This window comes from Serratia marcescens (genome assembly GCF_006715005.1).
Classification (GTDB): domain Bacteria; phylum Pseudomonadota; class Gammaproteobacteria; order Enterobacterales; family Enterobacteriaceae; genus Serratia; species Serratia montpellierensis.
In genome coordinates this window covers 4,546,914-4,571,128 of the sequence record NZ_VFMJ01000001.1, presented here as the reverse complement: position 1 = coordinate 4,571,128, position 24,215 = coordinate 4,546,914, and the positions used below count along the sequence as shown (strand labels likewise).

Annotated in this window: 23 protein-coding genes; 10 read left to right on the top strand and 13 right to left on the bottom strand. The window is 61.5% G+C overall.

The window, feature by feature from the left end; all coding sequences use genetic code 11:
* The first annotated feature begins 3 nt into the window (after window positions 1-3).
* From dnaN to yidA, 4 genes are all read left to right on the top strand, one after another.
* Window positions 4-1,104 (top strand): DNA polymerase III subunit beta, encoded by a 1,101-nt coding sequence (gene dnaN / locus FHU12_RS22140; RefSeq protein WP_064290625.1) that lies wholly within the window; start codon window positions 4-6, stop codon window positions 1,102-1,104.
* A 161-nt stretch (window positions 1,105-1,265) separates the two neighbouring features.
* Window positions 1,266-2,351, top strand: coding sequence for a DNA replication/repair protein RecF (gene recF / locus FHU12_RS22135; RefSeq protein WP_033636531.1), 1,086 nt, complete (start codon window positions 1,266-1,268; stop codon window positions 2,349-2,351).
* An 18-nt stretch (window positions 2,352-2,369) separates the two neighbouring features.
* Window positions 2,370-4,784, top strand: a complete 2,415-nt coding sequence (gyrB, locus tag FHU12_RS22130) for a DNA topoisomerase (ATP-hydrolyzing) subunit B (RefSeq protein WP_060424357.1) — start codon at window positions 2,370-2,372, stop codon at window positions 4,782-4,784.
* Between the two features lie 124 nt (window positions 4,785-4,908).
* The gene (gene yidA, locus FHU12_RS22125; protein ID WP_141971842.1) at window positions 4,909-5,724 is read left to right on the top strand and encodes a sugar-phosphatase; all 816 of its coding nucleotides are present in this window, start codon (window positions 4,909-4,911) and stop codon (window positions 5,722-5,724) included.
* Between the two features lie 25 nt (window positions 5,725-5,749).
* Here the strand turns inward: yidA and FHU12_RS22120 are convergent, their stop codons facing one another.
* The gene (locus tag FHU12_RS22120; RefSeq protein WP_141971840.1) at window positions 5,750-6,691 is read right to left on the bottom strand and encodes an ornithine cyclodeaminase family protein; all 942 of its coding nucleotides are present in this window, start codon (window positions 6,689-6,691) and stop codon (window positions 5,750-5,752) included.
* The gene (locus tag FHU12_RS22115; protein ID WP_141971838.1) at window positions 6,678-7,646 is read right to left on the bottom strand and encodes a threonine/serine dehydratase; all 969 of its coding nucleotides are present in this window, start codon (window positions 7,644-7,646) and stop codon (window positions 6,678-6,680) included. Before FHU12_RS22115 ends, FHU12_RS22120 begins: the two co-directional genes overlap by 14 nt.
* Window positions 7,647-7,682: 36 nt before the next feature.
* Here FHU12_RS22115 and FHU12_RS22110 point away from each other — a divergent pair, with 36 nt between their 5' ends.
* On the top strand, window positions 7,683-7,958 hold the full coding sequence (locus FHU12_RS22110; RefSeq protein ID WP_141971836.1) for a hypothetical protein: 276 nt from the start codon (window positions 7,683-7,685) through the stop codon (window positions 7,956-7,958).
* Window positions 7,959-8,134: 176 nt separating this feature from the next.
* Entirely contained in the window at window positions 8,135-9,415 is a 1,281-nt protein-coding gene (locus FHU12_RS22105) for a YidR family protein (protein WP_141971834.1), read from the top strand.
* 29 nt (window positions 9,416-9,444) lie between these two features.
* Here the strand turns inward: FHU12_RS22105 and FHU12_RS22100 are convergent, their stop codons facing one another.
* The gene (locus FHU12_RS22100) at window positions 9,445-9,792 is read right to left on the bottom strand and encodes a YceK/YidQ family lipoprotein (protein WP_016929593.1); all 348 of its coding nucleotides are present in this window, start codon (window positions 9,790-9,792) and stop codon (window positions 9,445-9,447) included.
* Window positions 9,793-10,100: 308 nt separating this feature from the next.
* Here FHU12_RS22100 and ibpA point away from each other — a divergent pair, with 308 nt between their 5' ends.
* The 3 genes from ibpA to FHU12_RS22085 all read left to right on the top strand — a co-directional run bounded on the left by ibpA (window position 10,101) and on the right by FHU12_RS22085 (window position 12,869).
* Entirely contained in the window at window positions 10,101-10,514 is a 414-nt protein-coding gene (gene ibpA / locus FHU12_RS22095) for a small heat shock chaperone IbpA (RefSeq protein WP_004933919.1), read from the top strand.
* Between the two features lie 100 nt (window positions 10,515-10,614).
* Window positions 10,615-11,043, top strand: coding sequence for a small heat shock chaperone IbpB (ibpB, locus tag FHU12_RS22090; RefSeq protein ID WP_004933922.1), 429 nt, complete (start codon window positions 10,615-10,617; stop codon window positions 11,041-11,043).
* 167 nt (window positions 11,044-11,210) lie between these two features.
* Window positions 11,211-12,869, top strand: coding sequence for a putative transporter (locus FHU12_RS22085; protein ID WP_049295020.1), 1,659 nt, complete (start codon window positions 11,211-11,213; stop codon window positions 12,867-12,869).
* A 42-nt stretch (window positions 12,870-12,911) separates the two neighbouring features.
* Here FHU12_RS22085 and FHU12_RS22080 read toward each other — a convergent pair whose 3' ends face one another.
* Both FHU12_RS22080 and FHU12_RS22075 read right to left on the bottom strand, forming a co-directional pair.
* Window positions 12,912-14,165 (bottom strand): valine--pyruvate transaminase, encoded by a 1,254-nt coding sequence (locus FHU12_RS22080; protein ID WP_141971832.1) that lies wholly within the window; start codon window positions 14,163-14,165, stop codon window positions 12,912-12,914.
* Between the two features lie 135 nt (window positions 14,166-14,300).
* Complete coding sequence (locus FHU12_RS22075; protein WP_141971830.1) at window positions 14,301-16,364, bottom strand: alpha-amylase; 2,064 nt, start codon at window positions 16,362-16,364, stop codon at window positions 14,301-14,303.
* A 195-nt stretch (window positions 16,365-16,559) separates the two neighbouring features.
* On the opposite strand from FHU12_RS22075, the gene FHU12_RS27230 reads away from it, so the two are divergent.
* Window positions 16,560-16,712 carry a hypothetical protein gene (locus FHU12_RS27230; protein ID WP_185742340.1) on the top strand — a complete coding sequence of 51 codons (153 nt, stop codon included), beginning with the start codon at window positions 16,560-16,562 and terminating at the stop codon, window positions 16,710-16,712.
* 1 nt (window position 16,713) lies between these two features.
* Here the strand turns inward: FHU12_RS27230 and ghrB are convergent, their stop codons facing one another.
* The 8 genes from ghrB to FHU12_RS22035 form a co-directional block, all read right to left on the bottom strand.
* Window positions 16,714-17,691, bottom strand: a complete 978-nt coding sequence (gene ghrB, locus FHU12_RS22070; RefSeq protein WP_141971828.1) for a glyoxylate/hydroxypyruvate reductase GhrB — start codon at window positions 17,689-17,691, stop codon at window positions 16,714-16,716.
* A 73-nt stretch (window positions 17,692-17,764) separates the two neighbouring features.
* Window positions 17,765-19,033 carry an MFS transporter gene (locus FHU12_RS22065; RefSeq protein WP_004933942.1) on the bottom strand — a complete coding sequence of 423 codons (1,269 nt, stop codon included), beginning with the start codon at window positions 19,031-19,033 and terminating at the stop codon, window positions 17,765-17,767.
* 140 nt (window positions 19,034-19,173) lie between these two features.
* A complete protein-coding gene (locus FHU12_RS22060) occupies window positions 19,174-20,139 on the bottom strand; it encodes a sugar kinase (protein ID WP_060434952.1) in 966 nt (321 codons plus the stop codon).
* A gap of 7 nt (window positions 20,140-20,146) precedes the next feature.
* Complete coding sequence (locus FHU12_RS22055; protein ID WP_141971825.1) at window positions 20,147-20,899, bottom strand: sugar phosphate isomerase/epimerase family protein; 753 nt, start codon at window positions 20,897-20,899, stop codon at window positions 20,147-20,149.
* A gap of 166 nt (window positions 20,900-21,065) precedes the next feature.
* On the bottom strand, window positions 21,066-22,100 hold the full coding sequence (locus FHU12_RS22050; RefSeq protein ID WP_016929584.1) for a LacI family DNA-binding transcriptional regulator: 1,035 nt from the start codon (window positions 22,098-22,100) through the stop codon (window positions 21,066-21,068).
* Window positions 22,101-22,224: 124 nt separating this feature from the next.
* Window positions 22,225-22,887 carry an OmpA family lipoprotein gene (locus FHU12_RS22045; protein ID WP_141971823.1) on the bottom strand — a complete coding sequence of 221 codons (663 nt, stop codon included), beginning with the start codon at window positions 22,885-22,887 and terminating at the stop codon, window positions 22,225-22,227.
* A 248-nt stretch (window positions 22,888-23,135) separates the two neighbouring features.
* On the bottom strand, window positions 23,136-23,588 hold the full coding sequence (locus FHU12_RS22040) for an N-acetyltransferase (RefSeq protein ID WP_141973061.1): 453 nt from the start codon (window positions 23,586-23,588) through the stop codon (window positions 23,136-23,138).
* Window positions 23,585-24,151, bottom strand: coding sequence for a DNA-3-methyladenine glycosylase I (locus FHU12_RS22035; RefSeq protein ID WP_141971821.1), 567 nt, complete (start codon window positions 24,149-24,151; stop codon window positions 23,585-23,587). Before FHU12_RS22035 ends, FHU12_RS22040 begins: the two co-directional genes overlap by 4 nt.
* Window positions 24,152-24,215 lie beyond the last annotated feature (64 nt).

Sequence of the window (24,215 nt, the reverse complement as noted above, 5' to 3'; positions counted from 1 at the left end):
GCTATGAAATTTATCGTTGAACGTGAGCATCTGCTAAAACCGCTGCAACAGGTGAGCAGCCCGCTGGGCGGCCGCCCGACCTTGCCGATCCTGGGCAACCTGCTGCTGCAGGTGACGGAAGGCTCCCTGCTGCTGACCGGCACCGATCTGGAGATGGAGATGGTGGCGCGCGTCGCCCTGTCCCAACCGCACGAGGCGGGCGCGACCACCGTGCCCGCGCGTAAATTCTTTGATATCTGCCGTGGCCTGCCGGAAGGGGCGGAGATCGCCGTCACGCTGGAGAGCGAGCGCATGCTGGTGCGGTCCGGCCGCAGCCGCTTCTCGCTGTCCACGCTGCCGGCGGCGGACTTCCCGAACCTGGACGACTGGCAGAGCGAGGTGGAGTTCACCTTGCCGCAGGCGACGCTGAAGCGCCTGATCGAAGCCACCCAGTTCTCGATGGCCCATCAGGACGTGCGTTACTACCTGAACGGCATGCTGTTTGAAACCGAAGGCGAAGAGCTGCGCACCGTCGCGACCGACGGCCACCGCCTGGCGGTGTGTTCGATGCCGATCGGCCAACAGCTGCCGTCCCATTCGGTGATCGTGCCGCGTAAAGGGGTGATGGAGCTGGTGCGTCTGCTGGACGGCGGCGATTCGCTGCTGCAGCTGCAGATCGGCAGCAACAACATTCGCGCCCACGTCGGCGATTTCATCTTCACCTCCAAGCTGGTTGACGGCCGTTTCCCGGACTATCGCCGCGTCTTGCCGAAGAACCCGGATAAAACGCTGGAAGCCGGCTGCGATCTGCTCAAGCAGGCGTTTGCGCGCGCGGCCATTCTCTCGAACGAGAAATTCCGCGGCGTGCGGCTGTACGTCAGCCAGAACCAGCTGAAGATCACCGCCAACAACCCGGAGCAGGAAGAGGCGGAAGAGATCCTCGACGTCAGCTACGACGGCGCGGAGATGGAGATCGGCTTCAACGTCAGCTACGTGCTGGACGTACTGAACGCGCTCAAGTGTGAAGACGTGCGCCTGCTGTTGACCGACTCGGTCTCCAGCGTGCAGATCGAAGACGGCGCCAGCCAGGCGGCGGCCTACGTTGTCATGCCAATGCGGTTGTGATCGATATCCGGGCTATCTTGCTTGCCATTTTACGCTTGGGCAGTGCTCGCAATCCTCACGTACTCTGTGTACGCTCCGGTTGCTGTGCGCTGTCCGCACGTAAACTGCCTGCACCGATAACGCCCTTACAGTGAGCGTAGTTTCCCGGTGATAGAATTGGCATGGCATTAACGCGTTTATTGATTAAAGACTTCCGTAATATCGAGGCGGCGGATTTGGCGCTGGCGCCGGGATTCAACTTCCTGGTTGGTGCCAACGGCAGCGGCAAGACCAGCGTGCTGGAAGCGGTGTATACGCTCGGCCACGGCCGCGCCTTTCGCAGCCTGCAGGCCGGTCGGGTGATTCGCCACGACCAGCCGGAGTTCGTGCTGCATGGCCGCATCGAAGGTACGGAGCGCGAGCTGTCGGTAGGATTGAGCAAGAGCCGTCAGGGTGACAGCAAAGTACGCATCGATGGCAGCGACGGCCACAAGGTGGCCGAGCTGGCGCAGCTGCTGCCCATGCAGCTGATCACCCCCGAAGGTTTTACCCTGCTGAACGGCGGGCCGAAATTCCGGCGCGCCTTCCTTGACTGGGGCTGTTTTCATAACGAACCCGGTTTTTTCACCGCCTGGAGCAACCTGAAACGGTTACTGAAGCAGCGCAATGCCGCGCTGCGCCAGGTGAGTCGCTATGCGCAGATCCGCGCCTGGGATCAGGAACTGATCCCGCTCGCGGAGCGCATCAGCGAATGGCGGGCGGAATACAGCGACGCGATCGCCGCGGATATCACCGCGACCTGCGCGCAGTTTCTGCCTGAATTCGCCCTGAGCTTCTCCTTCCAGCGCGGCTGGGACAAAGAGAGCGACTACGGCGAGCTGCTGGAGCGCCAGTTTGAGCGCGACAGGGCGTTGACCTATACCGCGGTGGGGCCGCATAAAGCGGACTTCCGCATTCGTGCCGACGGCACGCCGGTAGAGGATTTGTTATCGCGCGGTCAGCTTAAGCTGCTGATGTGCGCGTTGCGCTTGGCGCAGGGTGAGTTTCTCACCCGGCAGAGCGGGCGGCGTTGCCTGTATCTGATTGATGATTTTGCCTCCGAGCTGGACACCGGCCGTCGCCGGTTGCTGGCCGATCGCCTGAAAGCCACCCAGGCCCAGGTTTTTGTCAGCGCGGTCAGCGCTGAACAAGTGACCGACATGGCCGGTGAAAAGGGCAAGATGTTCCGCGTGGAACAGGGTAAAATAGAGGTTCAACCACAGGACTAAAATGAGCGAGAAACGTTGATGTCGAATTCTTATGACTCCTCAAGTATCAAGGTATTAAAAGGGCTGGATGCGGTGCGCAAGCGCCCGGGCATGTATATCGGCGATACCGATGACGGCACCGGTCTGCACCACATGGTATTCGAGGTTGTGGACAACGCTATCGACGAAGCGCTCGCGGGCCACTGTAGTGACATTCAGGTCACCATCCATGCCGACAACTCGGTATCGGTACAGGATGACGGCCGCGGCATTCCGACCGGCATTCACCCTGAAGAAGGGGTTTCAGCCGCAGAGGTCATCATGACCGTGCTGCACGCCGGCGGTAAATTCGACGACAACTCCTATAAAGTTTCCGGCGGCCTGCACGGCGTGGGCGTCTCGGTGGTTAACGCCCTGTCGGAGAAACTGGAGCTGGTGATCCGCCGCGAAGGCAAAGTACACGAACAGACTTACAGCCACGGCGAGCCGCAGGCGCCGCTGACCGTGGTGGGCGAAACCGAACAGACCGGCACCATGGTGCGCTTCTGGCCGAGCCACCAGACCTTCACCAATGTGACCGATTTTGAGTACGACATTCTGGCCAAGCGTCTGCGCGAGCTGTCCTTCCTCAACTCCGGCGTGTCTATCCGCCTGAAGGACAAGCGCACCGACCGTGAAGACCACTTCCATTACGAAGGCGGCATCAAGGCGTTTGTCGAGTATCTGAACAAGAACAAAACCCCGATCCACCCGAACGTGTTCTACTTCTCGACCGTGAAAGACGATATCGGCGTGGAAGTGGCGCTGCAGTGGAACGACGGTTTCCAGGAAAACATCTACTGCTTCACCAACAACATTCCGCAGCGCGACGGCGGCACGCACCTGGTCGGTTTCCGTACCGCGATGACCCGTACGCTGAACAGCTACATGGAAAAGGAAGGCTACAGCAAGAAGGCCAAGGTCAGCGCCACCGGCGATGACGCGCGTGAAGGCCTGATTGCCGTGGTGTCGGTGAAGGTGCCGGATCCGAAGTTCTCTTCTCAGACCAAGGACAAGCTGGTCTCCTCCGAGGTGAAAACCGCGGTTGAAACGCTGATGAACGAGAAGCTGGTGGATTACCTGATGGAAAATCCAGGCGACGCGAAAATCGTGGTCGGCAAAATCATCGACGCGGCGCGCGCGCGCGAAGCGGCGCGTAAAGCGCGTGAGATGACCCGCCGCAAAGGCGCACTGGATCTGGCCGGCCTGCCGGGCAAACTGGCGGACTGCCAGGAACGCGATCCGGCGCTGTCCGAACTGTACCTGGTGGAAGGGGACTCCGCGGGCGGCTCTGCCAAGCAGGGGCGCAACCGCAAGAACCAGGCTATCTTGCCGCTGAAGGGGAAAATCCTCAACGTCGAGAAAGCGCGTTTCGACAAAATGCTCTCCTCGCAGGAAGTGGCGACGCTGATCACCGCGCTGGGTTGCGGCATTGGCCGCGACGAGTACAGCCCGGACAAGCTGCGTTACCACAGCATCATCATCATGACCGATGCCGACGTCGACGGTTCGCACATCCGTACGCTGCTGTTGACCTTCTTCTACCGCCAGATGCCGGAAATCATCGAGCGTGGCCACGTGTTCATCGCGCAGCCGCCGCTGTACAAGGTGAAGAAAGGCAAGCAAGAGCAGTACATCAAAGATGACGAGGCGATGGATCAGTACCAGATCGCCATCGCGATGGACGGCGCTACGCTGCACACCAATGCCAGCGCACCGGCGCTCGGCGGTGAGCAGCTGGAAAAACTGGTGGCCGAACACTACGGCGTGCAGAAGCTGATTGGCCGCATGGAGCGCCGCTACCCGCGCGCGCTGCTGAACAGCCTGATCTACCAGCCGACGCTGAACGAAGGCGATCTCAGCGATGAAGCCAAGGTGAAAACCTGGATCGCTTCGCTGGTGCAGGCGCTGAACGACAAAGAGCAGCACGGCAGCAGCTATGACTTCGTGATCTTCGAGAACCGTGAGCGCCAGATGTTCGAGCCGGCGCTGCGCATCCGCACCCACGGCGTGGATACCGACTATAAGCTGGACTTCGACTTCATCCACGGCGGCGAATATCGCAAGATCTGCCAGCTGGGCGAGAAGCTGCGCGGGCTGATCGAAGACGGTGCGTTCATCGAGCGTGGCGAACGTCGTCAGCCGGTAGACAGCTTCGAGCAGGCGCTGGAGTGGCTGGTGAAAGAGTCGCGCCGCGGCCTGTCGGTGCAGCGTTATAAAGGTCTGGGCGAGATGAACCCGGAGCAGCTGTGGGAAACCACCATGGATCCGGAAAGCCGCCGCATGCTGCGCGTGACCGTCAAGGACGCCATCGCTGCCGATCAGTTGTTCACCACGCTGATGGGCGATGCGGTTGAACCGCGCCGCGCCTTTATCGAAGAAAACGCCCTGAAAGCGGCGAACATCGATATCTGATGCGTTAATGGCTGTGAAAATCCGCGCCGGGCGACCCGCGCGGATTTTTTTACGCCTTTTTTGGCGCTGACAGCCGAGGCTGAAACGCGTTAGCATGGGAAAAAACCACTGGGAGAAGCGTTGAATGGCTATTGAACTGATTGCGATCGACATGGATGGCACGTTGCTGGATCCGCAGCACCAAATCACGCCGGCGGTAAAGCAGGCTATCGCGGCGGCGCGGCGCAAAGGGGTGCACGTGGTACTGGCCACCGGGCGGCCTTATGTCGGCGTGCAGGATTATCTGCGCCAGTTGGACATTCAGGGCCCCGGCGATTTTTGTATAACCTATAACGGCGCGCTGGTGCTGCGGGCGGTCGACGGCGCCTGCATTTTGCAAGAAACGCTGGGCTTCGAGGATTATCTGCACTTCGAGCAGATGGCGCGCGAGTTCGGCGTTCACTACCAGGCGTTTGATTTCGATACCCTGTATACCCCGAACAAGGACATCGGCAAATACACCATACACGAGGCGGCAATGACCGGTATTCCGTTGAAATACCGCAGCGTGGAAGAGATGGATCGCCAGATGCGTTTCCCGAAAGTGATGATGATCGACGAGCCGGAGCTGCTGGACCGCGCCATCGCGCGTATCCCGGCGGAAACGCGTGAGCGTTACACCATCCTGAAAAGCGCGCCTTATTTCCTCGAGATCTTGCACAAGAACGTCGATAAAGGCGCCGGGGTGAGAATGCTGGCCGAGCATTTGGGCGTGGCGCGGGAAAACATCATGACGCTGGGGGATCAGGCCAATGATACGGCGATGATCGAATATGCCGGCGTCGGCGTAGCGATGGGCAACGCCATTCCCGAACTGAAAGCGGTGGCGCAGTTTGTCACCAGCGCCAATACCGAAGACGGCGTGGCGCGCGCTATCGAGAAGTTCGTGCTCAACACCTGATCAAGCGGGGCGCTGTGGCGCCCCTTTATACTTTCGCCAACACCCCTTTGGCGATCTGCAGATCCTGAATTGCCAAGCCGGTGAGATCGGCGATGGTGATCTGCTGCGGCTCGCTTCGCACCCGCTTTCCCTGCGCCAAAACGGCGCCCATTTCGACGATTGACGTTGAAGTCAGCCTGTTTTGCCGATAAGACGTCGCGATCTCGCCATAGTCCGCGCACTGCGCCAGGGCATCGACCAGCAGCGCGTCCGCGCGCGCCACCAGATCGGTCGCCAGCTCCTGCTTGCCGGGTGCGTCGGCGCCCACGGCGGTGATGTGTGTGCCGGGCCGAATATCCGCCGCCTGCAAGATCGGTTCGCGGCTGGGCGTGGTGGTGACGATCAGCTGACAGTGCGCCGCCAGCTCCGCCGCGTCCTGCGTGACCCGCACCCGAAAACCTTCGGCCTCGGCCTCGCGCCGATACGCCGCCAGCGCCTGTTCGTCTCGCCCCCACACCCACACGTCTCGGCAATCGGTCACCGGTTTCAGACATTGCAGCTGCAGCCGTGCCTGCAGGCCGGTGCCGACAATACCGATCGCCTGAATATGCGGCGGCGCGCACAGCTCGGCGGCGATGCGTCCGGCCAGGGCGGTGCGCAGCGCGGTCAGCCAACCCTCATCCTGCAGCAGCGCCTGCGGTTCGCCGGTCTGGGCGGAGAATGCCATCACCAACCCCTGATTACTGGCCAGGCTGCGCTCGGCGTTGCGATAGAAACCGGCGGAGACCTTGACCACGAACAGTTCGTCGCCTTCCAGCCAGGCGGATTTGATGCAGCAATCGCCGGCGGCCTGTTCGAACAGGAAATGCTGTACCGGGGGCTGCTGCACCCGCCGTTGCGAATAGGCGATAAAACCCTGCTTCAGCAGCGGCGTGATGCTCTCGGCGTCGAACGCGGCGAGGATTTGCTGCCGATTAAGGATGCGCATCGGCGATGGCCTTGAGGTATTTCTCCAGCACGATATTTTTGCCGCACAGCACCACCGCCACTTTTTTCCCCTGATATTCCGGCGCCAGTTTGATCGCCGCCGCCAGCGCCACGCCAGCCGCGCCTTCGATAATCCACCGATCGCTGGCGGCGATCCGGCGCATCGCGTGCTTGATCTCCGCTTCGCTGACCAGCACTTTGCGGTCGATCAGCTGTTGGCACAGTGGGAAGGTTACGGCACCCGGTTCGACGCCGCCGGCGGTGCCGTCGGACAGGGTTTCGTGCTCTTCCAGCGGGAAGATATGGCCTGCTTCAAGCGCGCTGTACATGCTGGTGGCGTTTTCAGGCCAGCAGGCGATAAGCTGCGTGTTCGGCGACAATTGTCGCAAAACGGTGCCAATACCGGCGATATAGCCACCGCCGCCCACCGCCACGAACACGGCGTCCAGACCGGTGAGCTGTTCAACCAGCTCCATGCCGCAGGTGCCCTGGCCGGCGATCACCTGCTCGTCGTTATACGGCGAGATATAGGTTTTTCCCTGTTCGCGTGCGGCCTGTTCCCCCGCCAGTTCGGCGTTCAGCGCATCGCCCGGCACCAATTCCACGGTGCCGCCCAGCGCGCGGATGGTGTCTAGCTTGATGCTCGCGGCCGTCTCTGGCGCATAAACCGTGACGCCAACGCCCATCAGCTGCCCCGCCAGGGCGACCGCCTGGCCGTGGTTGCCGGTTGAGGCGGCGATCACGCCGCGCCGGCGTTGTTCGCTATCCAGCAACCGTAGCTTGTTGCTGGCGCCGCGAAATTTAAAGGAGCCGGTGTGTTGCAGATGGTCGCATTTCAGATACAGCTCACAGCCGAGCTGCTGTGAAAGCAGCACGCTGCGCTCCAGGGGCGTGACCCGTACCTGAGGGCGCAGTTGCTGATGGGCAGAAACAATGGCATCGAAGAGGGCGTTCATACCGGCTCCAGAATGTTTTGGACTTAAAAATCCAGTTTGTACTTTTTTGTATTGATTGTAAACCCCGTCGCCCGACCGGCGGGCAAGCCGGCCAGCCAGCGGCAACGGCCGGGGAAGAGCATCGCGTTGGCGGTGAAAATAATCATTAACCTGCCGTTTAGCGACACGGTTTTTTATTTATTTGCGTTAAGGAAGGCGCTGCCGCTGAATTATTTTGATCAAGGAAATGAGAATGAAACAATAGCGCTCGCGGCATCCGCCTATACGGCATGGGCGCCGTTGAGTTTCGCCGCCAGGAATGCGAGCACCTAATCGGCCGCTTATTTCCTGCCGACGCCGTCTATCGGCTTAAATGATAAGACGCTGAAAAATCATTGCGTCATTTCGAACCGAAAAATCCTCCCGCCTTACCCGCGCAGGCCATGTGAAACGCTGCCGCCGATCCGGTAAGATGACGACTCAGTGCCGGCATGCGCAGGAGAACCGCCATGAGCCATCGGGAAAAACAACTGACTTTCGACCCTCGTGGGCATCAGTTAACCAATATCAACGTCTGGACGCCGGACAGCCAATGGCTGGCTTATGACGTGCGCCCGCGCGGCGCCTCTTTCACTGGTCTGAGCATCGAGCGGGTCAACGTCGCCAGCGGCGCGGTGGAGGTGGTTTATCGCGCCCAGCACGGCGCGCACGTCGGCGTGGTTACGGTCAGCCCCGATGCACCGGCGCGCTACGTCTTCATCCACGGCCCGGAGCACCCGGACAGCGCCTGGCAGTATGATTTTCACCACCGCCGCGGGGTGATCGTCAGCGAACCGGATCGCGAGTTGGCCATCACCCTCGACGCGCTGGATATCACCGCGCCCTACACGCCCGGCGCGCTGCGCGGCGGCAGCCATGTGCACGTTTTCAGTCCGGACGGCAGCCGCCTCAGCTTTACCTACAACGATCACGTGATGCATGAACGCGATCCGGCGCGCGATCTGCGCAACGTCGGGGTGGCCGTGCCGCTGCACGGGGTCAATCCGCCGAAACAACATCCGCGCGAGTATGACGGCAGCCATTATTGTGTGCTGGTCAGCGAGACCGTGCCACAGCCGCAGCCGGGCAGCGATCAGATCAATCGCGCCTATGAAGAAGGCTGGATCGGCCGCGAAGGTTACCGCAAGGCCGACGGCCGCCGGCAGCGCTGGGCGCTGGCATTTATCGGCGATACGCTGTCCGCCGCCGGTGAGAAGCTGCCGGAGGTGTTTATCGTCGATCTGCCGGAGAACGACGCCGACTACGCCAGGGCGGGTGCTCTGCCGCTGCAGGGGACGGAAAGCGAGCTGCCGGCGCCGCCGCAGGGCGTCAGGCAGCGGCGAGTAACCTTTACTGGAGATCGTCGTTTTCCGGGCGTCGCCGGTGCGCCGCGCCACTGGCTGCGCAGCTCACCGGACGGCAGCCAAATCGCATTTTTGATGAAGGATGACGGCGGCGTGGTACAGCTGTGGACGGTGTCGCCGAACGGCGGCGAACCGCGCCAGGTGAGCCGCAGCGAGCATGACATCCAGTCGGCGTTCAGCTGGCATCCGCAGGGCGGGACGATAGCCTTGGTGTGTGACAACAGCGTAATGCTGTGCGAGGTCGCCGGCGGTCGCCTGCAGCGTTTAACGCAGCGCAGCGTGCAGCCACCGTCGGGGGATGCCGTGGTGTTTTCGCCGGATGGCAGGAAAGTGGCGTTTATGCGCGAGATAGCGGGATTCAACCAGATCTTTGTGGTTGAGGTGTAGGCGGGCCTGGCGGCCCGCTGCGTGCGTGATTAGTGCGTGGCAGTGCTGTCGTTGCCTTCACCGGGATTGCCGGTTGCCGCCAGATTCTGCTGCTCGCTGCGCAGGATGCGCGCTTTTGGTGAATCTGCGGTGGCGTCATTGCCGGAACGCAGGTAGTCGTAAGGCAGCAGTACAGTATCCATCACCGCGGAGAACGGCAAGTCCAGCGCCACCAGCGGCATCATCGCCCAGCTGGTGTTGTCGTCCTTCAGCATGTCCACGCTGGCGCGGGTGCCGGGATAGTAACCCTGATTCGGGCCGGTATGGCTCATCACGCTGGAGCAACCGCTGGTCGCCAACAACATGCAGCCCGTCGCTATCGCTTTCATCGTCGTCATTCATCCATCCTGCAGGGTTGCTGTTCCCCTAAATTAAGCTGATTTATAACATCCTGTTGTTGCTTTAAAAGAAGCAAAACCCCGCTCTGTGGCGGCTCTCTCACTTTAGTGTAAGTGGTAAAAAAACTTTCACCTAACCGAAATGCGCTTTTTTGATCCTCGCCTGTTGAATTGATGAAAGCAACCCCCATTTTATCATCAGAGCCGGATTGAGAATTTGCCGTAAGGGAATTCTGGCTTAATTAGCCTGTCCAGAGTGGAAGGCGTATTTATTTCAACCTCGCTGAAGTGCCTTAGGAGGCTGTTTTATGCGTAATTTTGATCTTTCCCCGCTATACCGTTCCGCCATTGGTTTTGATCGCCTGTTCAACGCGCTGGAGGCCGGCCAGAGTCAGGGTAACGGCGGCTATCCCCCTTATAATGTCGAGCTGGTGGACGAAAATCATTATCGCATCGCCATTGCGGTAGCCGGGTTTGCCGAGCAGGAGCTGGAGATCACCACGCAAGATAATCTGCTGATTGTTCGCGGTGCGCACAATAACGAACCGGCAGAAAAAACCTACTTATATCAGGGCATCGCCGAGCGTAATTTCGAGCGTAAATTCCAGCTGGCCGAACATATCCAAATTAAAGGTGCCAAACTGGAGAATGGCCTGTTGTATATCGACATGCAACGCATCGTGCCGGAAACATTAAAACCGCGCCGCATCGAAATTAAATAAATTTCTGTTTTTCCGGCAGGTACGCTGCCGGTAAATAATACCTAGCCTGCCGTCAGGGGGCTGAATAAACACATCTCGCTTAATGAAAGGAGTTGTTCCTATGCGTAATTACGATTTATCCCCGCTTCTGCGTCAATGGATTGGTTTTGATAAATTGGCCAGTTCAATGGGCGGCCAGGAACCTCAGGGGTTCCCGCCGTATAACATCGAGAAAAGTGATGACAATCATTACCGCATTTCTCTGGCGCTGGCTGGTTTCCGGCAGAGCGAACTGAATATCGAAGTGGAAGGGCCGCGGCTGACCGTCAGCGGTAAACCCACGCCGCCGGAAAAACAGGTCGAATACCTGCACCAGGGCCTGGTGTGCAAAGAGTTTCAGTTGACCTTCACCCTGGCGGAGCATCTGCAGGTGTCCGAGGCCAAATTTGAAAACGGCCTGTTGCACATCGATCTGGTGCGTCAGGTGCCGGAAGCCTTGCAGCCTCAGCGCATCGCCATCGGTGCGACGCCGGAGCTGGAAGCGAAATAACCGACTGAAAAACGGTCATCATCATACGGGGGAGATCCAGACGGGTCTCCCCCGTTGCGTTATGTGGCGCACGCCACAGTCCCCCCGACGGTCCGATGTCATAATCCTTGTTAACTGTGTGTCTTTGTCCGCAAATTCCCGATTCAACTTTGGCAAGGAAGTGACCTATGAGCGATATCGCCCTGACCGTCAGCATGTTGGCGCTGGCGGCCGTCATTGGGCTGTGGATGGGGAACTGGAAGCTGTACGGCGTCGGGCTGGGCATCGGCGGCGTGCTGTTCGGCGGTATCCTGGTCGGGCACTTTGCCCAGAGCGGGCAAATCAGCCTGAACGGGGACATGCTGCACTTTATCCAGGAGTTTGGCCTGATCCTGTTCGTCTACACCATCGGCATCCAGGTCGGCCCCGGTTTCTTCTCTTCGCTGCGCGTCTCCGGTCTGCGCCTCAATGCCTTCGCGGTGCTGCTGGTGCTGACCGGCGGTGTCGTGGCGGCGGCGGTGCACAAGCTGTTCGACGTGCCGCTGCCGATCATCCTCGGCGTGTTCTCCGGCGCGGTCACCAACACCCCGGCGTTGGGCGCCGGTCAGCAAATCCTGACCGATCTCGGTTCCGATCCGGCGTTGGTGGACGGCATGGGGATGGGTTATGCCATGGCCTATCCGTTCGGCATTTGCGGCATCCTGCTGGTGATGTGGCTGATTCGGCTGTTTTTCCGCATCAACATCGATCGCGAGGCGCAGGCGTTTGAAAACGGCCTGGGCAATCAGCGCGAGCTGCTGCACGCCATGAACGTGGCGGTGCGTAACCCCAACCTGCAGGGCATGGCGATCAAAAGCGTACCGCTGCTCAACGGTGAAGCGATCGTCTGTTCGCGCCTCAAACGCGGGGAGCTGCTGATGGTGCCGGCGCCCCACGAACGGCTGGAGCTTGGCGACTACCTGCACCTGGTGGGCAAACGGGAAGATCTGGAAAATGCCCGGCTGGTGATCGGCGAAGAGGTGGACGCCTCGCTGTCGACGCGCGGCACCGCGCTGCAGGTGGTGAGGGCGGTGGTGACCAACGAGCAGGTGCTGGGCAAGAAAATCCGCGAGCTGAACCTGAAGCAGAAGTATGACGTGGTGATTTCACGCCTCAACCGCGCCGGCGTGGAGCTGGTGGCCGGCAGCAACGTGACGCTGCAGTTCGGCGACATTCTCAACCTGGTCGGCCGGCCGGAGGCCATCGACGCGGTGACGGCAATCGTCGGCAACGCCCAACAAAAACTGCAGCAGGTGCAGATGCTGCCGGTCTTTATCGGCATCGGCCTCGGGGTGCTGCTCGGCTCCATTCCGCTGTTCGTGCCCGGCTTCCCGGCGGCATTGCGGCTGGGGCTGGCCGGCGGGCCGCTGGTGGCGGCGCTGATCCTGGGGCGCATCGGCAGCATCGGCAAGCTGTATTGGTTTATGCCGCCGAGCGCCAACCTGGCGCTGCGCGAGCTGGGCATCGTGCTGTTTCTGGCGGTGGTCGGATTGAAGTCGGGCGGCAACTTTATCGATACGTTGCTGCACGGCGAAGGGCTGACGTGGATTGGTTATGGCGCATTGATCACCGCTATTCCGCTGCTGAGCGTCGGTATTCTGGCACGCACGGTGGGCAAGATGAACTACCTGACGCTGTCCGGCATGCTGGCGGGATCGATGACCGATCCGCCGGCGCTGGCCTTCGCCAACGGTCTGCATCCCACCAGCGGCGCCGCCGCGCTGTCTTACGCCACCGTGTATCCGTTGGCGATGTTCCTGCGCATCATGTCGCCGCAGCTGCTGGCGGTGCTGTTCTGGACGCTGTAATCCAAAAAAAGGGCGCCGTGGTGGCGCCCCGATGGGTTGAGCTTAGTTCGCTTCCTGATGCGCGCGCTCGATCTCTTCCGCCAGGATCGCCACGCCGCGCTCGATTTTCTCCGGATCGGGCACGTAGTTCATACGCATGCACTGGTGGGTGTGCGGCCAGTCGTGCTCCAGCCCCGGGAAGAAGTAGTGGCCCGGCACCATCAGCACGCCACGCTTTTTCAGGCGCTGATACAGCACTTCGGTGGTGATCGGCAGATCCTTGAACCACAGCCAGAGGAAGATAGCCCCTTCCGGTTTGTGGATCAGGCAGCGCTCCGGCGACAGGTAGCGGCGAATAATCTCGATGGTGTGCTCAACGCGCTGTTTGTAGAACGGGCGAATGACCTCGTTCGACAGGCGCAGCAGATCGCCGCGCGCGATCATTTCCGTCGCCATCGCCGGCCCCATGCTGCCTGGCGACAGGCTGATGATGCCGTTCATGTTGGTTAGCGCGGTGATCACCTTCTCGTCGGCGATCACGATGCCGCAGCGCGAGCCCGGCAGGCCGAGCTTGGACAGGCTCATGCACAGGATGGTGTTCGGGTTCCACAGCGGCGTGGCGTCGCTGAAGATGATGCCGGGGAACGGCACGCCGTAGGCGTTGTCGATCACCAGCGGAATATCGCGCTGCTGCGCCAGCAGGTCGAGCTTCATCAGCTCTTCGTCGGTGATCACGTTGCCGGTCGGGTTGGTCGGCCGTGAAACGCAGATCATGCCGATGTCGTCGCCGATGGTGAGGTGTTCGAAATCAACGTGATATTTGAACTGGCCGTCCGGCAGCAGCTCGATATTCGGTTTGGCGGAGACGAACAGCCCTTCGTCCAGCCCGGCGTCGGCATAGCCGATATATTCCGGCGCCAGCGGGAACAGCACGCGGCGGCGCGAACCGTCGGCGTAGCGGCCGGCGAACAGGTTGAACAAGTAGAAAAACGCGCTTTGGCTGCCGTTAGTCAGTGCAATATTCTGTGGCGAAATCTCCCAGCCGAGCTCGTCGCGCAGCAGATTGGCCAGCGCTTTCAGCAGCGCGTCCTTGCCTTGCGGGCCGTCGTAGTTGCACAGCGCCTCGGTCAGTTTGCCCTGATCGAGCATATCCTGGCACAGCTGTTTGAAGTAGGCTTCCATCTCTGGGATCTGCGCCGGATTGCCGCCGCCGAGCATGATGGCACCGGGGGTGCGCAGGCCTTCGTTCAGGTCGTCCATCAAACGGGTAATGCCCGCATAACGGGTAAATTTTTCGCCGAAAAGTGAGAAAGTCATAGGTGCAGCAGTACTGTTTCTTAGCAGGTAATCACCCACCATACCGCCAGACAAATCCCGCTGCAATGCGGCCGACAAATCGGCCAATGGGCACAAACTTCGCTCATTGGCCGATTAGCAGCATATTACGCTGGATTATTGTGACCGTTCGCCGGCCCACACCACCATCACCTTATCGTCGCCGAGCCGGCGGCTGAAGGCGTAATAGGCGGCGTGCGCCTGCGGGGTTTGCACGCCGCCGCCGATCGCCGGGTGGCGAGCGCGGAACTGCCCCAACCGTTGCCAGTGGGCCAGCAGCGGGGCTTTTTCCCCCTGTAGCTCACGCCAGTTCATGTCGGAGCGGGTACCCTGCAGCGGATCGGAACCGGTTGGGCCGAGCGGGCGGCCGCTTTCATCGCCGTAGTAAATCTGCACCGCGCCCGGCGCCAGCAACAGCAGGTTCGCCGCCCGCTGTTGGCGAGGCAGCGAGCCTTTGGCGTCGCTGGCGAAGAACAGCCGGGTGTCGTGCGAAGAGAGGTAGCTCAGCACGTTGAAATCCTGCAGCCGCTCGGCCATCTGCCGGTAGGTGGCGTCGATGTCGGCAAAGCAGCCCAATGCCTGCGACGCCTGGTCCTGGAAATCGAAGTTGATCATCGCGTCGAAGCCGTTTTGGTAATAGTCGCTTTTCATCACCCCGTGGCCCCAGGCCTCGCCAGTCATCCAAAACGGCGCATCATCCAACGTCTGCTGCGGATGCTCCGCTTTCCACGCCGCCAATGCCGCCGTGGCGCGCTGTTTCAACAGCGCCAGCGTCGGTTTTTCCACGTGCTTGGCGGTATCGACGCGAAAACCGTCGATGCCGTAATCGCGCACCCACTGGCTGAGCCAGACGGTCAGGTAATCGCGAGTGGTGGCGCCGGGCATGTCGCGCGCGGCGGTGTCGGGTTTGTGGCGATAGAACAGCGGCAGGCCGCTGGCGCCGGGCGCTTCGGTTTTGATGTCCGGCAGGAAGGCCAGCGACATCGTCAGGTCGTCATAGCCCGGTGAGTCATAGTCGCCGATGTCGGTGCGGATCCAGTTTTTCCCCCACCATGGGCGCCAGCCCGCCTTGTCGCTGAAGTTGATGTAGTCGTTGAAGCTGTGCCAGTTTTGCCCTGGCCCGGGGCGCCAGTCGTTCCAGTTTTTCCCCAGGGTTTTCTCCACCTCCGCGCCCTGCAGGTACAGCGAGCCGAAGTGGAACGTCTGCATATCCGCCAGTGTGGCGTAGCCGACGTGGTTCACCACCACGTCGAACAGAATGCGAATGCCGCGCCGATGCGCCTGCTCGACCAGCGTGCGCAGCTCCTGTTCGGTGCCCATGTTGGCGTCGAGGCGAGTCCAGTCCAGCGCGTAATAGCCGTGATAGGCGTAATGCGGGAAATCGCCTTTGGTGCCGCCGCCGACCCAGCCGTGGATCTGCTCCAGCGGCGAGCTGATCCACAAGGCGTTGACGCCGAGCTGCTGCAGATAGTCCAGCTTCTGCGTCAGACCGGCCAGATCGCCGCCGTGAAAGGTGCCTATTTCCTGCAGGCCGTCGCTGCGGCGCCCGTAGCTGTGGTCATTGGCCGGGTTGCCGTTCTCAAAGCGATCGGTCAGCACGAAGTAGACCGTGGCGTTATGCCAGCTGAACGCCGCCGGTTTCGCCGTGGCGGCGGATTCCAGCAGCAACAGGCCGCCGCTGGCGGCGGCGGGCTGCAGCGTGATTTTTCCCTGGCTCACCTGCGCCGTTTGGCCGGAATAGAAATCGCGCAGCGTTTCGCCTTCGGCGAAGGTGGGGGCGACGTCGACCGTGACCGGCTTACCGTCCCAGCGCGGGCAGCTGCGGACGGCAACGGCGGCGCTTTCCGGCGCGCTGCTCAGGCTGAGCTGCAGCGTCGGCGTGCCGCTGCGCGTGTCGATGCGCACCTGATAGTCGCCGGCGCGGAACTGCCGCCAGCTGACCGGCGGGTGGGCGCCGCAGGGTTGCAGCGACAGCGTCTGGTTAAGCTTCACCGCCTCGGCTGGCTGCCAGCAGTGGTTATCCTGATACAGCCGCAGCGGCAGCTGGCCTTTGGGCAGCGCGGCCTGGCTGGCGAACAGCCCGGCGGCCGTTTCGTCGAAGGCCGGGAAGCCCGGCAGCGTCCAGCCGGCCAGCGCCGAAGGCGACAGCAGCATCAACAAGGGCAGGGGTAACAGTTTCATGGCTCTCCTTACGCGCGGCAGGAAGCGTTTTTTCGCAGGGTAGCGCCCAGTGTGGCAAACGGTGGAAAAATGGCCTCCTCCCTGCGGGGGTTTTTCGAGGAGGAGAGGAAGGGTGGAGCGTTTTCGGATTGATTCGGCTTGGCTTTGCGCGCGCGCTGCGGCAGATTAAACGATGAACATCAAAGGAGGTTAGCGATGACGGACAAAAACTGGCGAGAAGAGATCGTTCAGGCAATTCAGGATGCCGAATTGGAGCACTTCGCCGAAGAACATCAGCTGCAGGCGCTGTTCGCGCCGCAGCAGGAAGAGCAACACGGCCGGTTATCCTCAGACCACCGGCCGCGCTGAGTTATTTCCGCAACAGCTGCGGATTGACGCAGTTTTCTTTCACCGTGCCGGTCAACGCGGCGATCAAATTATCCACCGCGCAGGCGGCCATGCCGTAGCGCGTTTCATGGGTGGCGGAGCCGATGTGCGGCAACGCCACCACGTTCGGCATGCTGAGCAGCGGCGAGTTGGCCGGCAGCGGCTCTTTCTCGAACACGTCCAACCCGGCGGCGTGGATCTCGCCGTTTTGCAGCGCTTCGATCAGCGCCTGCTCATCCACCACCGGCCCGCGGCCGGCGTTGATCAGAATGCCGCTTTTCTTCATTTTCGCCAGCTGTTCGCGGCCGATCATGTGGAAGGTTTGTTCGGTCAGCGGCAGCGTGATGCAAACGAAATCCGACTCGGCCAGCAGGGTGTCCAGATCGCAGCGGCGCGCGTTGAAGCGCTGTTCCGCCTCTTCATGCGTGCGGCGGGCGTTGTACAGCACCGGCATGCCGAAACCAAAATGCGCGCGCTGCGCCAGCGCCAGGCCGATGCGGCCCATGCCGAGGATGCCGATGGTTTTATGGTGCACGTCGACGCCGAACCAGTCCGGCCCGATGCTGCCGCGCCATTCGCCGGCCTTCACCCGCTCCGCCACTTCCACCACCCGGCGCGCGGTCGCCAGCACCAGGCTCATGATGGTGTCGGCGACGGTTTCGGTCAGCACCGTCGGGGTGTGCATCAGCAGCACGTTATGGGCGTTGAGCGCCTCGACGTCGAAGTTGTCGTAGCCGACGGAAACGGTCGAGGCCGCGCGCAGTTTGGGCGCCTGCTGCAGGAAGGCTTCGTCAATTTTACCGCCGGAACCGATGATCCCTTCGGCCTGCTGCAGCGCCTGGCGCAGTTCGTCGCGGTTCTCCGGCTGCAGGCCGTTGAAGGCGTGCACGGTGAAGTGCTGTTCCAGACGTTCACGCAGATCGGCGGGCAGGCTTTTGTACAATACGATAGAAGGCTTCATCACGAACTCCAGCTGGGCCAAAGGGGGCATGGCGCCCCCCCGGTTGGGTTAACAGATAAAAAGTATAACCGGATCAAGCCAATTGCGGCTGGATCTCGTTGCGGGCGGGTTTGACGATCAGCGTCAGCACCACCGCCACCACCAGTGCGATGGCCATGAACATGTAAGAGGCCGCCGGGCTGCCGGTGGCGCCATTCAGATAGCCGACGAACCACGAACCGAAGAACGACCCCAGCGCGCCCATGCTGTTGATCAGCGCCATGGCGCCCCCGGCGACGTTTTTCGGCAGCATTTCCGGAATGATGGCGAAGAACGGCCCGTAGGGGGCGTACATTGCGGCGCCGGCGACCACCAGCAGGCCGTAGGAGATCCAGAAGTGGTTGGTGCCGACGGCGTAAGAGCCGAAGAACGCCAGCGCGCCGATCAGCAGCAGCGGCCAGACGAACAGCTTACGGTTTTGCATTTTGTCCGACGCCCAGGAGACCACGATCATGGCGATGGTCGCCGCCAGGTAAGGCACCGCCGACAGCCAGCCGGCTTCCACCATGCCCATCTGCATGCCGCTGCGCAGGATGGAAGGCAGCCACAGCACGAAACCGTACACGCCGATGCTCCAGGCGAAGTACTGCACGCACAGCAGGATCACGTTGCGAGAGCGGAAGGCTTCGCCGTAGTTGCGCACGGCCTTGATACCTTTCTGCTCTTCGTCCAGCTGCTGCTGCAGCGCCTGTTTCTCATCGGCGCTCAGCCAGCCGGCCTGCGCCGGTTTGTCTTTCGCCAGCACCCACCAGCAGAACGCCCAGATAACCGCCGGAATGCCCTCGATGATGAACATTTCACGCCAGCCGAAGGCGTGGATCAGGTAGCCGGACACCACCGACATCCACAGCACCGTCACCGGGTTGCCGAGGATCAGGAAGGTATTGGCGCGTGACCGCTCCGATTTGGTGAACCAGTTGCTGATGTAGATCAGCATCGCCGGCATCACCGCCGCCTCCACCACACCCAGGATAAAGCGGATGGCGGCCAACATCGGGATATTGCTGACCACGCCGGTCAGCGAGGCGCAGCCGCCCCATAGGATCAGGCACCAGAAGATCAGTTTTTTGACGCTGCGGCGTTCAGCGTAGATGGCGCCGGGAATTTGGAAGAAGAAATAACCGAGGAAAAACAGCGCGCCCAGCAGCGAGGCCATGCCTTTGGTGATGCCGAGATCTTCATTGATGCCGGCGGCAGAGGCGAAGCTGAAGTTGGCGCGATCGAGATAGGCCAGGCTGTAGGTGATAAACACGATGGGCATGATGTACCACCAGCGTTTGGCCGCGACAGTCGCTTTGTTCATGTTCAGTATCCTTCAGTGGTGTTGCATCCCCTTCGCCCGGCACGCTGGGCGTGAAAGAGGAAGGGGCAGATGCTCTCCCGACGCGTCCCGGTTGTAGGGCCAGAGGCTGACGTCATGCGGAGAAGTCGTTTTTTTTATTGTTATTCGGCCAATGCCGCACGGGTCGGCAGGCCTTCGCTGTCGCCGATGGCCTGGATCGCCAGCGAGCCGATCTTATTGCCGCGCTGCACCGCCTGTATCAGCGTTTTACCTTCCAACAGGGCGCTGAGGGTGCCAACGGCAAAGCCATCACCGGCACCGACGGTATCCACCACGTTGTCGACCCTGACCGCCGCCACCGCCGCCTTGTCGCCGGCGGCGGTTTTAAACCAGGCACCGTCCGGGCCGGTTTTGATGATCACCGCCTGCACGCCGCGCTCCAGATAGAAATCGGCGATGCCTTCCGGCGTCGACTGGCCGGTGAGGATCTGCCCCTCTTTCAGCCCCGGTAGCACCCAGTCGGCGGCGAACGCCAGCTGGTTCAGCTGTTCGATCATCACCTCGCGGCTGGGCCACAGCACCGGGCGCAGATTGGGGTCGAACGAAATGGTTTTGCCCATGGCGCGCATCTCGCGCGCCGCATGGTGGCACAGCGCCAGCGATTCGCTGGACAGCGCTGCCGCCACGCCGCTCAGGTGCAGGTGCCGTGCTGAACCGAAATACTCACGGTCGAAATCGGCGACCGACAGGTGGCTGGCCGCCGAGCCTTTGCGAAAGTATTCCACGCTGGGATCGGTACCATCGGTGGTTTTCGATTTCACCTGAAAGCCGGTCGGATAGTGGCCGTCGACCGTCACCTGGCGGTAATTGATGCCTTCTTTTTTCAGCTGCTGCAGGGTGAAGCGGCCGAACGAATCGTTGCCGACGCGGCTGACCCAGCCGACGTTCATGCCCAGACGCGCCAGGCCGATCGCCACGTTCAGTTCGGCGCCGGCGATGCGTTTGGTGAAGGTTTCGACCTCCGCCAAATCGCCGGTTTGCGCCGCCACGAACATCGCCATGGCTTCACCCAGCGTGACCACATCCAGGGGCGCCTGCTGCGCCGTCGTTGCCGTTAACGTTGTCATCATGGGGTTACTCCGCACGCAAAATATTGACGTAATGGCGGGTGACGGCTTCCAGATCATCGCCCTGCAACGGGAATTCGATACCGCGCGGCGCATCGTGCGGCAGGCGGGCCAGCAGGTCGCGCCAGCTGCCGTCGGTATCGTCCAGCGCGATGGCGCGCCAGCCGCGCGGGCCTTGGGTGGCGGCTTTGACGTGCACGTAACCGACGTGGCGGGCCAGGCGTTCGGCGGCGGCGAAGGCGTCTTGCCCCACCCACAGCCAGTTGGCCATATCGAAGGTCATGCTGACCGGCAGGTGGCTATCTTCCGCGGCGTGGAAAAAGGCGTTCAACATCGACAAAATGCCGCAGTCCGGCGTCTGATCGTTTTCGACCACCAGTTTGACCGGGTGCTGCTCCAGCGCCACTTTCAGCTCGGTAAAATCGAAGCCAGGGCGGAAATGGCCGAGGGACAGCTTCAACCGGCGCGCGTTCAGCGCCTGCGCTTCCGCCAGCAGCGTCGGCAGGTTAGGGTTCAGCGTATGTTGCGGGGTGAACAGCGCCTCAGGGGCGGAGTAGACGGCGAACAGCTGCTGGCGATCGATCTCTTGCGCCAGGGCCGGCAGGCTGTCCAGTTCGCCGGCGGTGAACAGTTCGCGGCGGATCTCCACCCCGTCGGCGCCTGCACCGGCAATGATGGGCAACAGCGCGCGCTGGCCGCCGTGTTGTTTGACGGTCTCGGTGCCGTAGGCGCCGGTGACCACGATGATTTCTGGTTTCATTTTGACTCCTGAGGCGGCATTGTCGCCGCCGCTGCTGTTACAGGTACGTTAAATGGAACCGGTTCCAGTAGAAAGCGACAGAGTGTAAAAATATGATCGCAATCACGAAGCTGAGCAAAAAACAGCCGATGAGGGCGGGGCGGTCAACGGCCCCGGAAAAGGCGGGTTAGCGGGTGGTGGAGCCGCGGACGATCAGCTCGCCGGAGAACATCTGCTCACCGCTGGGGGCAGCCAGGCCCTGAATGCGCTGCACCAGCCGCTCCAGCGCCGCGTGCCCCATTTGGTAGGTAGGCTGTTTCAGCGTGGTGATGCCGACGCCCGCCAGCTCCGCCCACTCCAGCTCGTCAAAGCCCAGCAGGCCGATGTCGTTGCCCCACTGGATGCCGAGCCGACGCATGGCGCGCGCTACCTGCAGCGTCAGGGCGCCGTTGGCGGAGATCACCGCTTTGCGCATGCCGCGATGGCGGCCGCTGAAATCGCTCAGCACCTGCTCCAGCTTCTGCCGATCGTTGAGCGGCGTTTCGGCCTGCTCCGCCAACAGCGCGGGGTGCTGCGCCATGGTATGTCTGAAAGCGTGCAGGCGTTCGAGACGGGTATTGACCGTACCGAGCGGCTCGCTGAGGAACAGGATCGCTTCGAAACCTTGTTGCAGCAGGTGTTCGGTGGCGACGGTGGCGGCTTCGCGGTTGTTCAGGCCCACCACGTCGCAGGCGAAGTCGGGGATTTTTCGGTCGATAAGCACCATCGGCAGCATCGACTGTTGCAGCGTGGATAACGCTTCCTCGCGCATGCCGACCGCGTTGACCACGATGCCTTCCACCCGGTAACTGCTGAGCAACTGCAGGTAGTGCTGCTCCTGATTGACTTCGTTGTTGGTATTACACACCAGCAGGGTAAAGCCGTGTTGGCGGCAGGCGGCCTCGATGCCGCGCATCACGTCCACCGAATAGGGGTTGGTGATATCGGCGAGGATCAGGCCGATCAGGCGGGTCTGGCCGCCCTTCAGGCTGCGCGCCATCTGGCTTGGCCGGTAGTCGAGCTGCTGGATAGCCTGTTCGATGCGCTGTTTGAGATCGTCGGAAAGCAGGTGCTGTTCACCATTCAGATAGCGCGACACGCTGGTCTTGCCGGTTTTGGCGATGCTGGCCACATCGCTGATGGTGGCGCGTCCTGAGGCGCGCGTTGCCTTGCCTGTGCTCACAGCCGATCCCTCCTGCGGTTAATTGCCAAGGAGACTACCATACCCGATGTGCGAGCGGGAATGTTGAAGGATAAGGAGAAAGTCGGGAGGAAGCGGCGGGGCACCGGTGGCGCCCCGCACGGAATTACTGCAGCGGGCTGAGGGTGATCTCCACGCGGCGGTTCTGCGCCTTGCCGTCCGCGGTGCTGTTGGAGGCGATCGGGTTGTCCGGACCGGCACCGGTGGCGCGGATACGGTTCGCCGCCACGCCTTGGGTGATCAGCGCGCTGGCTACGCCGTCGGCGCGCTGCTGCGACAGGTTCATGTTGAGCGAACGGGAGCCGGTGCTGTCGGTGTAGCCGACCACGTTGACCGCGGTTTTCGGATACTCTTTCAGCACCATGGCGACGCCGGTCAGGGTGTTGGCGCCCGCCGGTTTCAGCGTGGCGCTGCTGCTGTCGAAGGTCACGTTGTTCGGCATGTTCAGCACGATGTTGTCGCCCTGGCGGGTGACGCTGACGCCGGTGCCTTTCATCTTGTCGCGCAGTTTGGCTTCCTGCACGTCCATGTAATAACCTGCGCCGCCGCCCAGTGCCGCACCGGCCGCCGCGCCGATCAGCGCGCCCTTGCCGCGATCTTTCTTGGAAGAGGACAGCACGCCGACGCCGGCGCCCAGTGCGGCCCCGAGGCCTGCGCCGATGCCGGATTTGCCGACTTCGGATTCGCCGGTGTATGGGTTAGTGGTACAGGCCGACAGCGTGAGCGCTACGCTCACGGCACCGGCAATAATTGCAATGCGTTTTTTCATGTTCTTGTCCTTAATGGCATCAAAATCTGTACGCGCCTGCCCAAAACGGGGGCGCAAAAAATAGGCGACGCAGGTGGGGCCCGCATCACCGCGCTACTATGACGCGTTGACTCGCCGGCAGTTCCGGAGAAAAACGTGACAAATGATGAGCGCGGGGAAGTGCCGGGGGGAGTTATGCGACAAAACGCCGGGCGACGCCATGCAGCGGATTCCTAATTGCGCGCCGCGAGGGTGCGAATGCCCCTTTTTTAACCGTAACCGTTTGAATTTTCGATTGCCGGCCAGTTCATGATCAGCGTATAGGCCTGGGTTTCATCATTGAACAGGCGCTGCGTTATCTGAAAGCCGTGCTTGTGGTAGAACGCGCAGGCGCGCAGGTTCTGTTGGTACACCTCCAGGCTGAGCCGGCGGTAGCGCTGCTGCACGTGCGTCATCAGCGCCTGGGCGACGCCGCGGCCGTGAAACGCCCGATCGACAAACAGCGCGCCGATGAACTGCTCGTCCAGCACGCTGATAAAGCCGACGATCTCGTCGTTATGCCAGCAGGCCCAGCTTTGCGCGCGCGGCAGGTAGTTCTCCCGCACCAGCGCGGCGCTCTCACGCCAGTATTTTTCCGCCACGAACGGATGGGCGGCGATGGTGCTGGGCAGCCACAGCGCCATCAGCCGTTCGATATCCTCCGGGCCACAGGGGTGGATCACCGTGGCTTTGGGTAGCACATGCACCCCGTGAGATGATCGTTCACCAGCCCGCTGGCCTGCATGAAGGCGTAACAGATAGTGGAGCCGATAAACTTGAAGCCGCGCTTTTTCAACGCTTTGGACATGGCGTCGGACTGCTCGGTTTTGGCCGGCACCTGGCTCAGCGCCTGCCAGCGGTTGAGCTGTGGCCGGCCGCCGACGAAGTCCCAAATGAAGGTAACGAAATTCTCGCCGGCCGCCTCCATCGCCAGGTAGGCTTTGGCGTTGGTGATGATGGCTTCTATTTTGCCGCGGTGGCGGATGATGCCGCTGTCCTGCAGCAGGGTTTCCACGTCCTGCTCGGTCATGGCGGCGACCCGCTGCGGATCGAAACCATGGAAAGCGCGACGGTAGTTCTCGCGCTTTTTCAGGACGGTGATCCAGGAAAGGCCGGCCTGCTGCCCCTCCAGGCACAGCATTTCAAACAGCTCGCGCGCGTCGGTGGTGGGCGCGCCCCATTCCTTGTCGTGATACTCGAGATACAACGGATCGGCCGTCACCCAACCGCAACGTTCGTCTGCCATCCTGACTGTCCTTATGCTGTGTTTATGAACAGTAATCATCGCTCGAAGCGCCGAACTTGGCAAG

Excerpts from the sequence above, each read along its gene's own strand:
- dnaN (WP_064290625.1), top strand. The coding sequence starts at position 4 with ATGAAATTTATCGTTGAACGTGAGCATCTGCTAAAACCGCTGCAACAG.
- recF (WP_033636531.1), top strand. The coding sequence starts at position 1,266 with ATGGCATTAACGCGTTTATTGATTAAAGACTTCCGTAATATCGAGGCG.
- gyrB (WP_060424357.1), top strand. The coding sequence starts at position 2,370 with ATGTCGAATTCTTATGACTCCTCAAGTATCAAGGTATTAAAAGGGCTG.
- yidA (WP_141971842.1), top strand. The coding sequence starts at position 4,909 with ATGGCTATTGAACTGATTGCGATCGACATGGATGGCACGTTGCTGGAT.
- FHU12_RS22120 (WP_141971840.1), bottom strand. The coding sequence starts at position 6,691 with ATGCGCATCCTTAATCGGCAGCAAATCCTCGCCGCGTTCGACGCCGAG.
- FHU12_RS22115 (WP_141971838.1), bottom strand. The coding sequence starts at position 7,646 with ATGAACGCCCTCTTCGATGCCATTGTTTCTGCCCATCAGCAACTGCGC.
- FHU12_RS22105 (WP_141971834.1), top strand. The coding sequence starts at position 8,135 with ATGAGCCATCGGGAAAAACAACTGACTTTCGACCCTCGTGGGCATCAG.
- FHU12_RS22100 (WP_016929593.1), bottom strand. The coding sequence starts at position 9,792 with ATGACGACGATGAAAGCGATAGCGACGGGCTGCATGTTGTTGGCGACC.
- ibpA (WP_004933919.1), top strand. The coding sequence starts at position 10,101 with ATGCGTAATTTTGATCTTTCCCCGCTATACCGTTCCGCCATTGGTTTT.
- ibpB (WP_004933922.1), top strand. The coding sequence starts at position 10,615 with ATGCGTAATTACGATTTATCCCCGCTTCTGCGTCAATGGATTGGTTTT.
- FHU12_RS22085 (WP_049295020.1), top strand. The coding sequence starts at position 11,211 with ATGAGCGATATCGCCCTGACCGTCAGCATGTTGGCGCTGGCGGCCGTC.
- FHU12_RS22080 (WP_141971832.1), bottom strand. The coding sequence starts at position 14,165 with ATGACTTTCTCACTTTTCGGCGAAAAATTTACCCGTTATGCGGGCATT.
- FHU12_RS22075 (WP_141971830.1), bottom strand. The coding sequence starts at position 16,364 with ATGAAACTGTTACCCCTGCCCTTGTTGATGCTGCTGTCGCCTTCGGCG.
- FHU12_RS27230 (WP_185742340.1), top strand. The coding sequence starts at position 16,560 with ATGACGGACAAAAACTGGCGAGAAGAGATCGTTCAGGCAATTCAGGAT.
- ghrB (WP_141971828.1), bottom strand. The coding sequence starts at position 17,691 with ATGAAGCCTTCTATCGTATTGTACAAAAGCCTGCCCGCCGATCTGCGT.
- FHU12_RS22065 (WP_004933942.1), bottom strand. The coding sequence starts at position 19,033 with ATGAACAAAGCGACTGTCGCGGCCAAACGCTGGTGGTACATCATGCCC.
- FHU12_RS22060 (WP_060434952.1), bottom strand. The coding sequence starts at position 20,139 with ATGACAACGTTAACGGCAACGACGGCGCAGCAGGCGCCCCTGGATGTG.
- FHU12_RS22055 (WP_141971825.1), bottom strand. The coding sequence starts at position 20,899 with ATGAAACCAGAAATCATCGTGGTCACCGGCGCCTACGGCACCGAGACC.
- FHU12_RS22045 (WP_141971823.1), bottom strand. The coding sequence starts at position 22,887 with ATGAAAAAACGCATTGCAATTATTGCCGGTGCCGTGAGCGTAGCGCTC.
- FHU12_RS22035 (WP_141971821.1), bottom strand. The coding sequence starts at position 24,151 with ATGGCAGACGAACGTTGCGGTTGGGTGACGGCCGATCCGTTGTATCTC.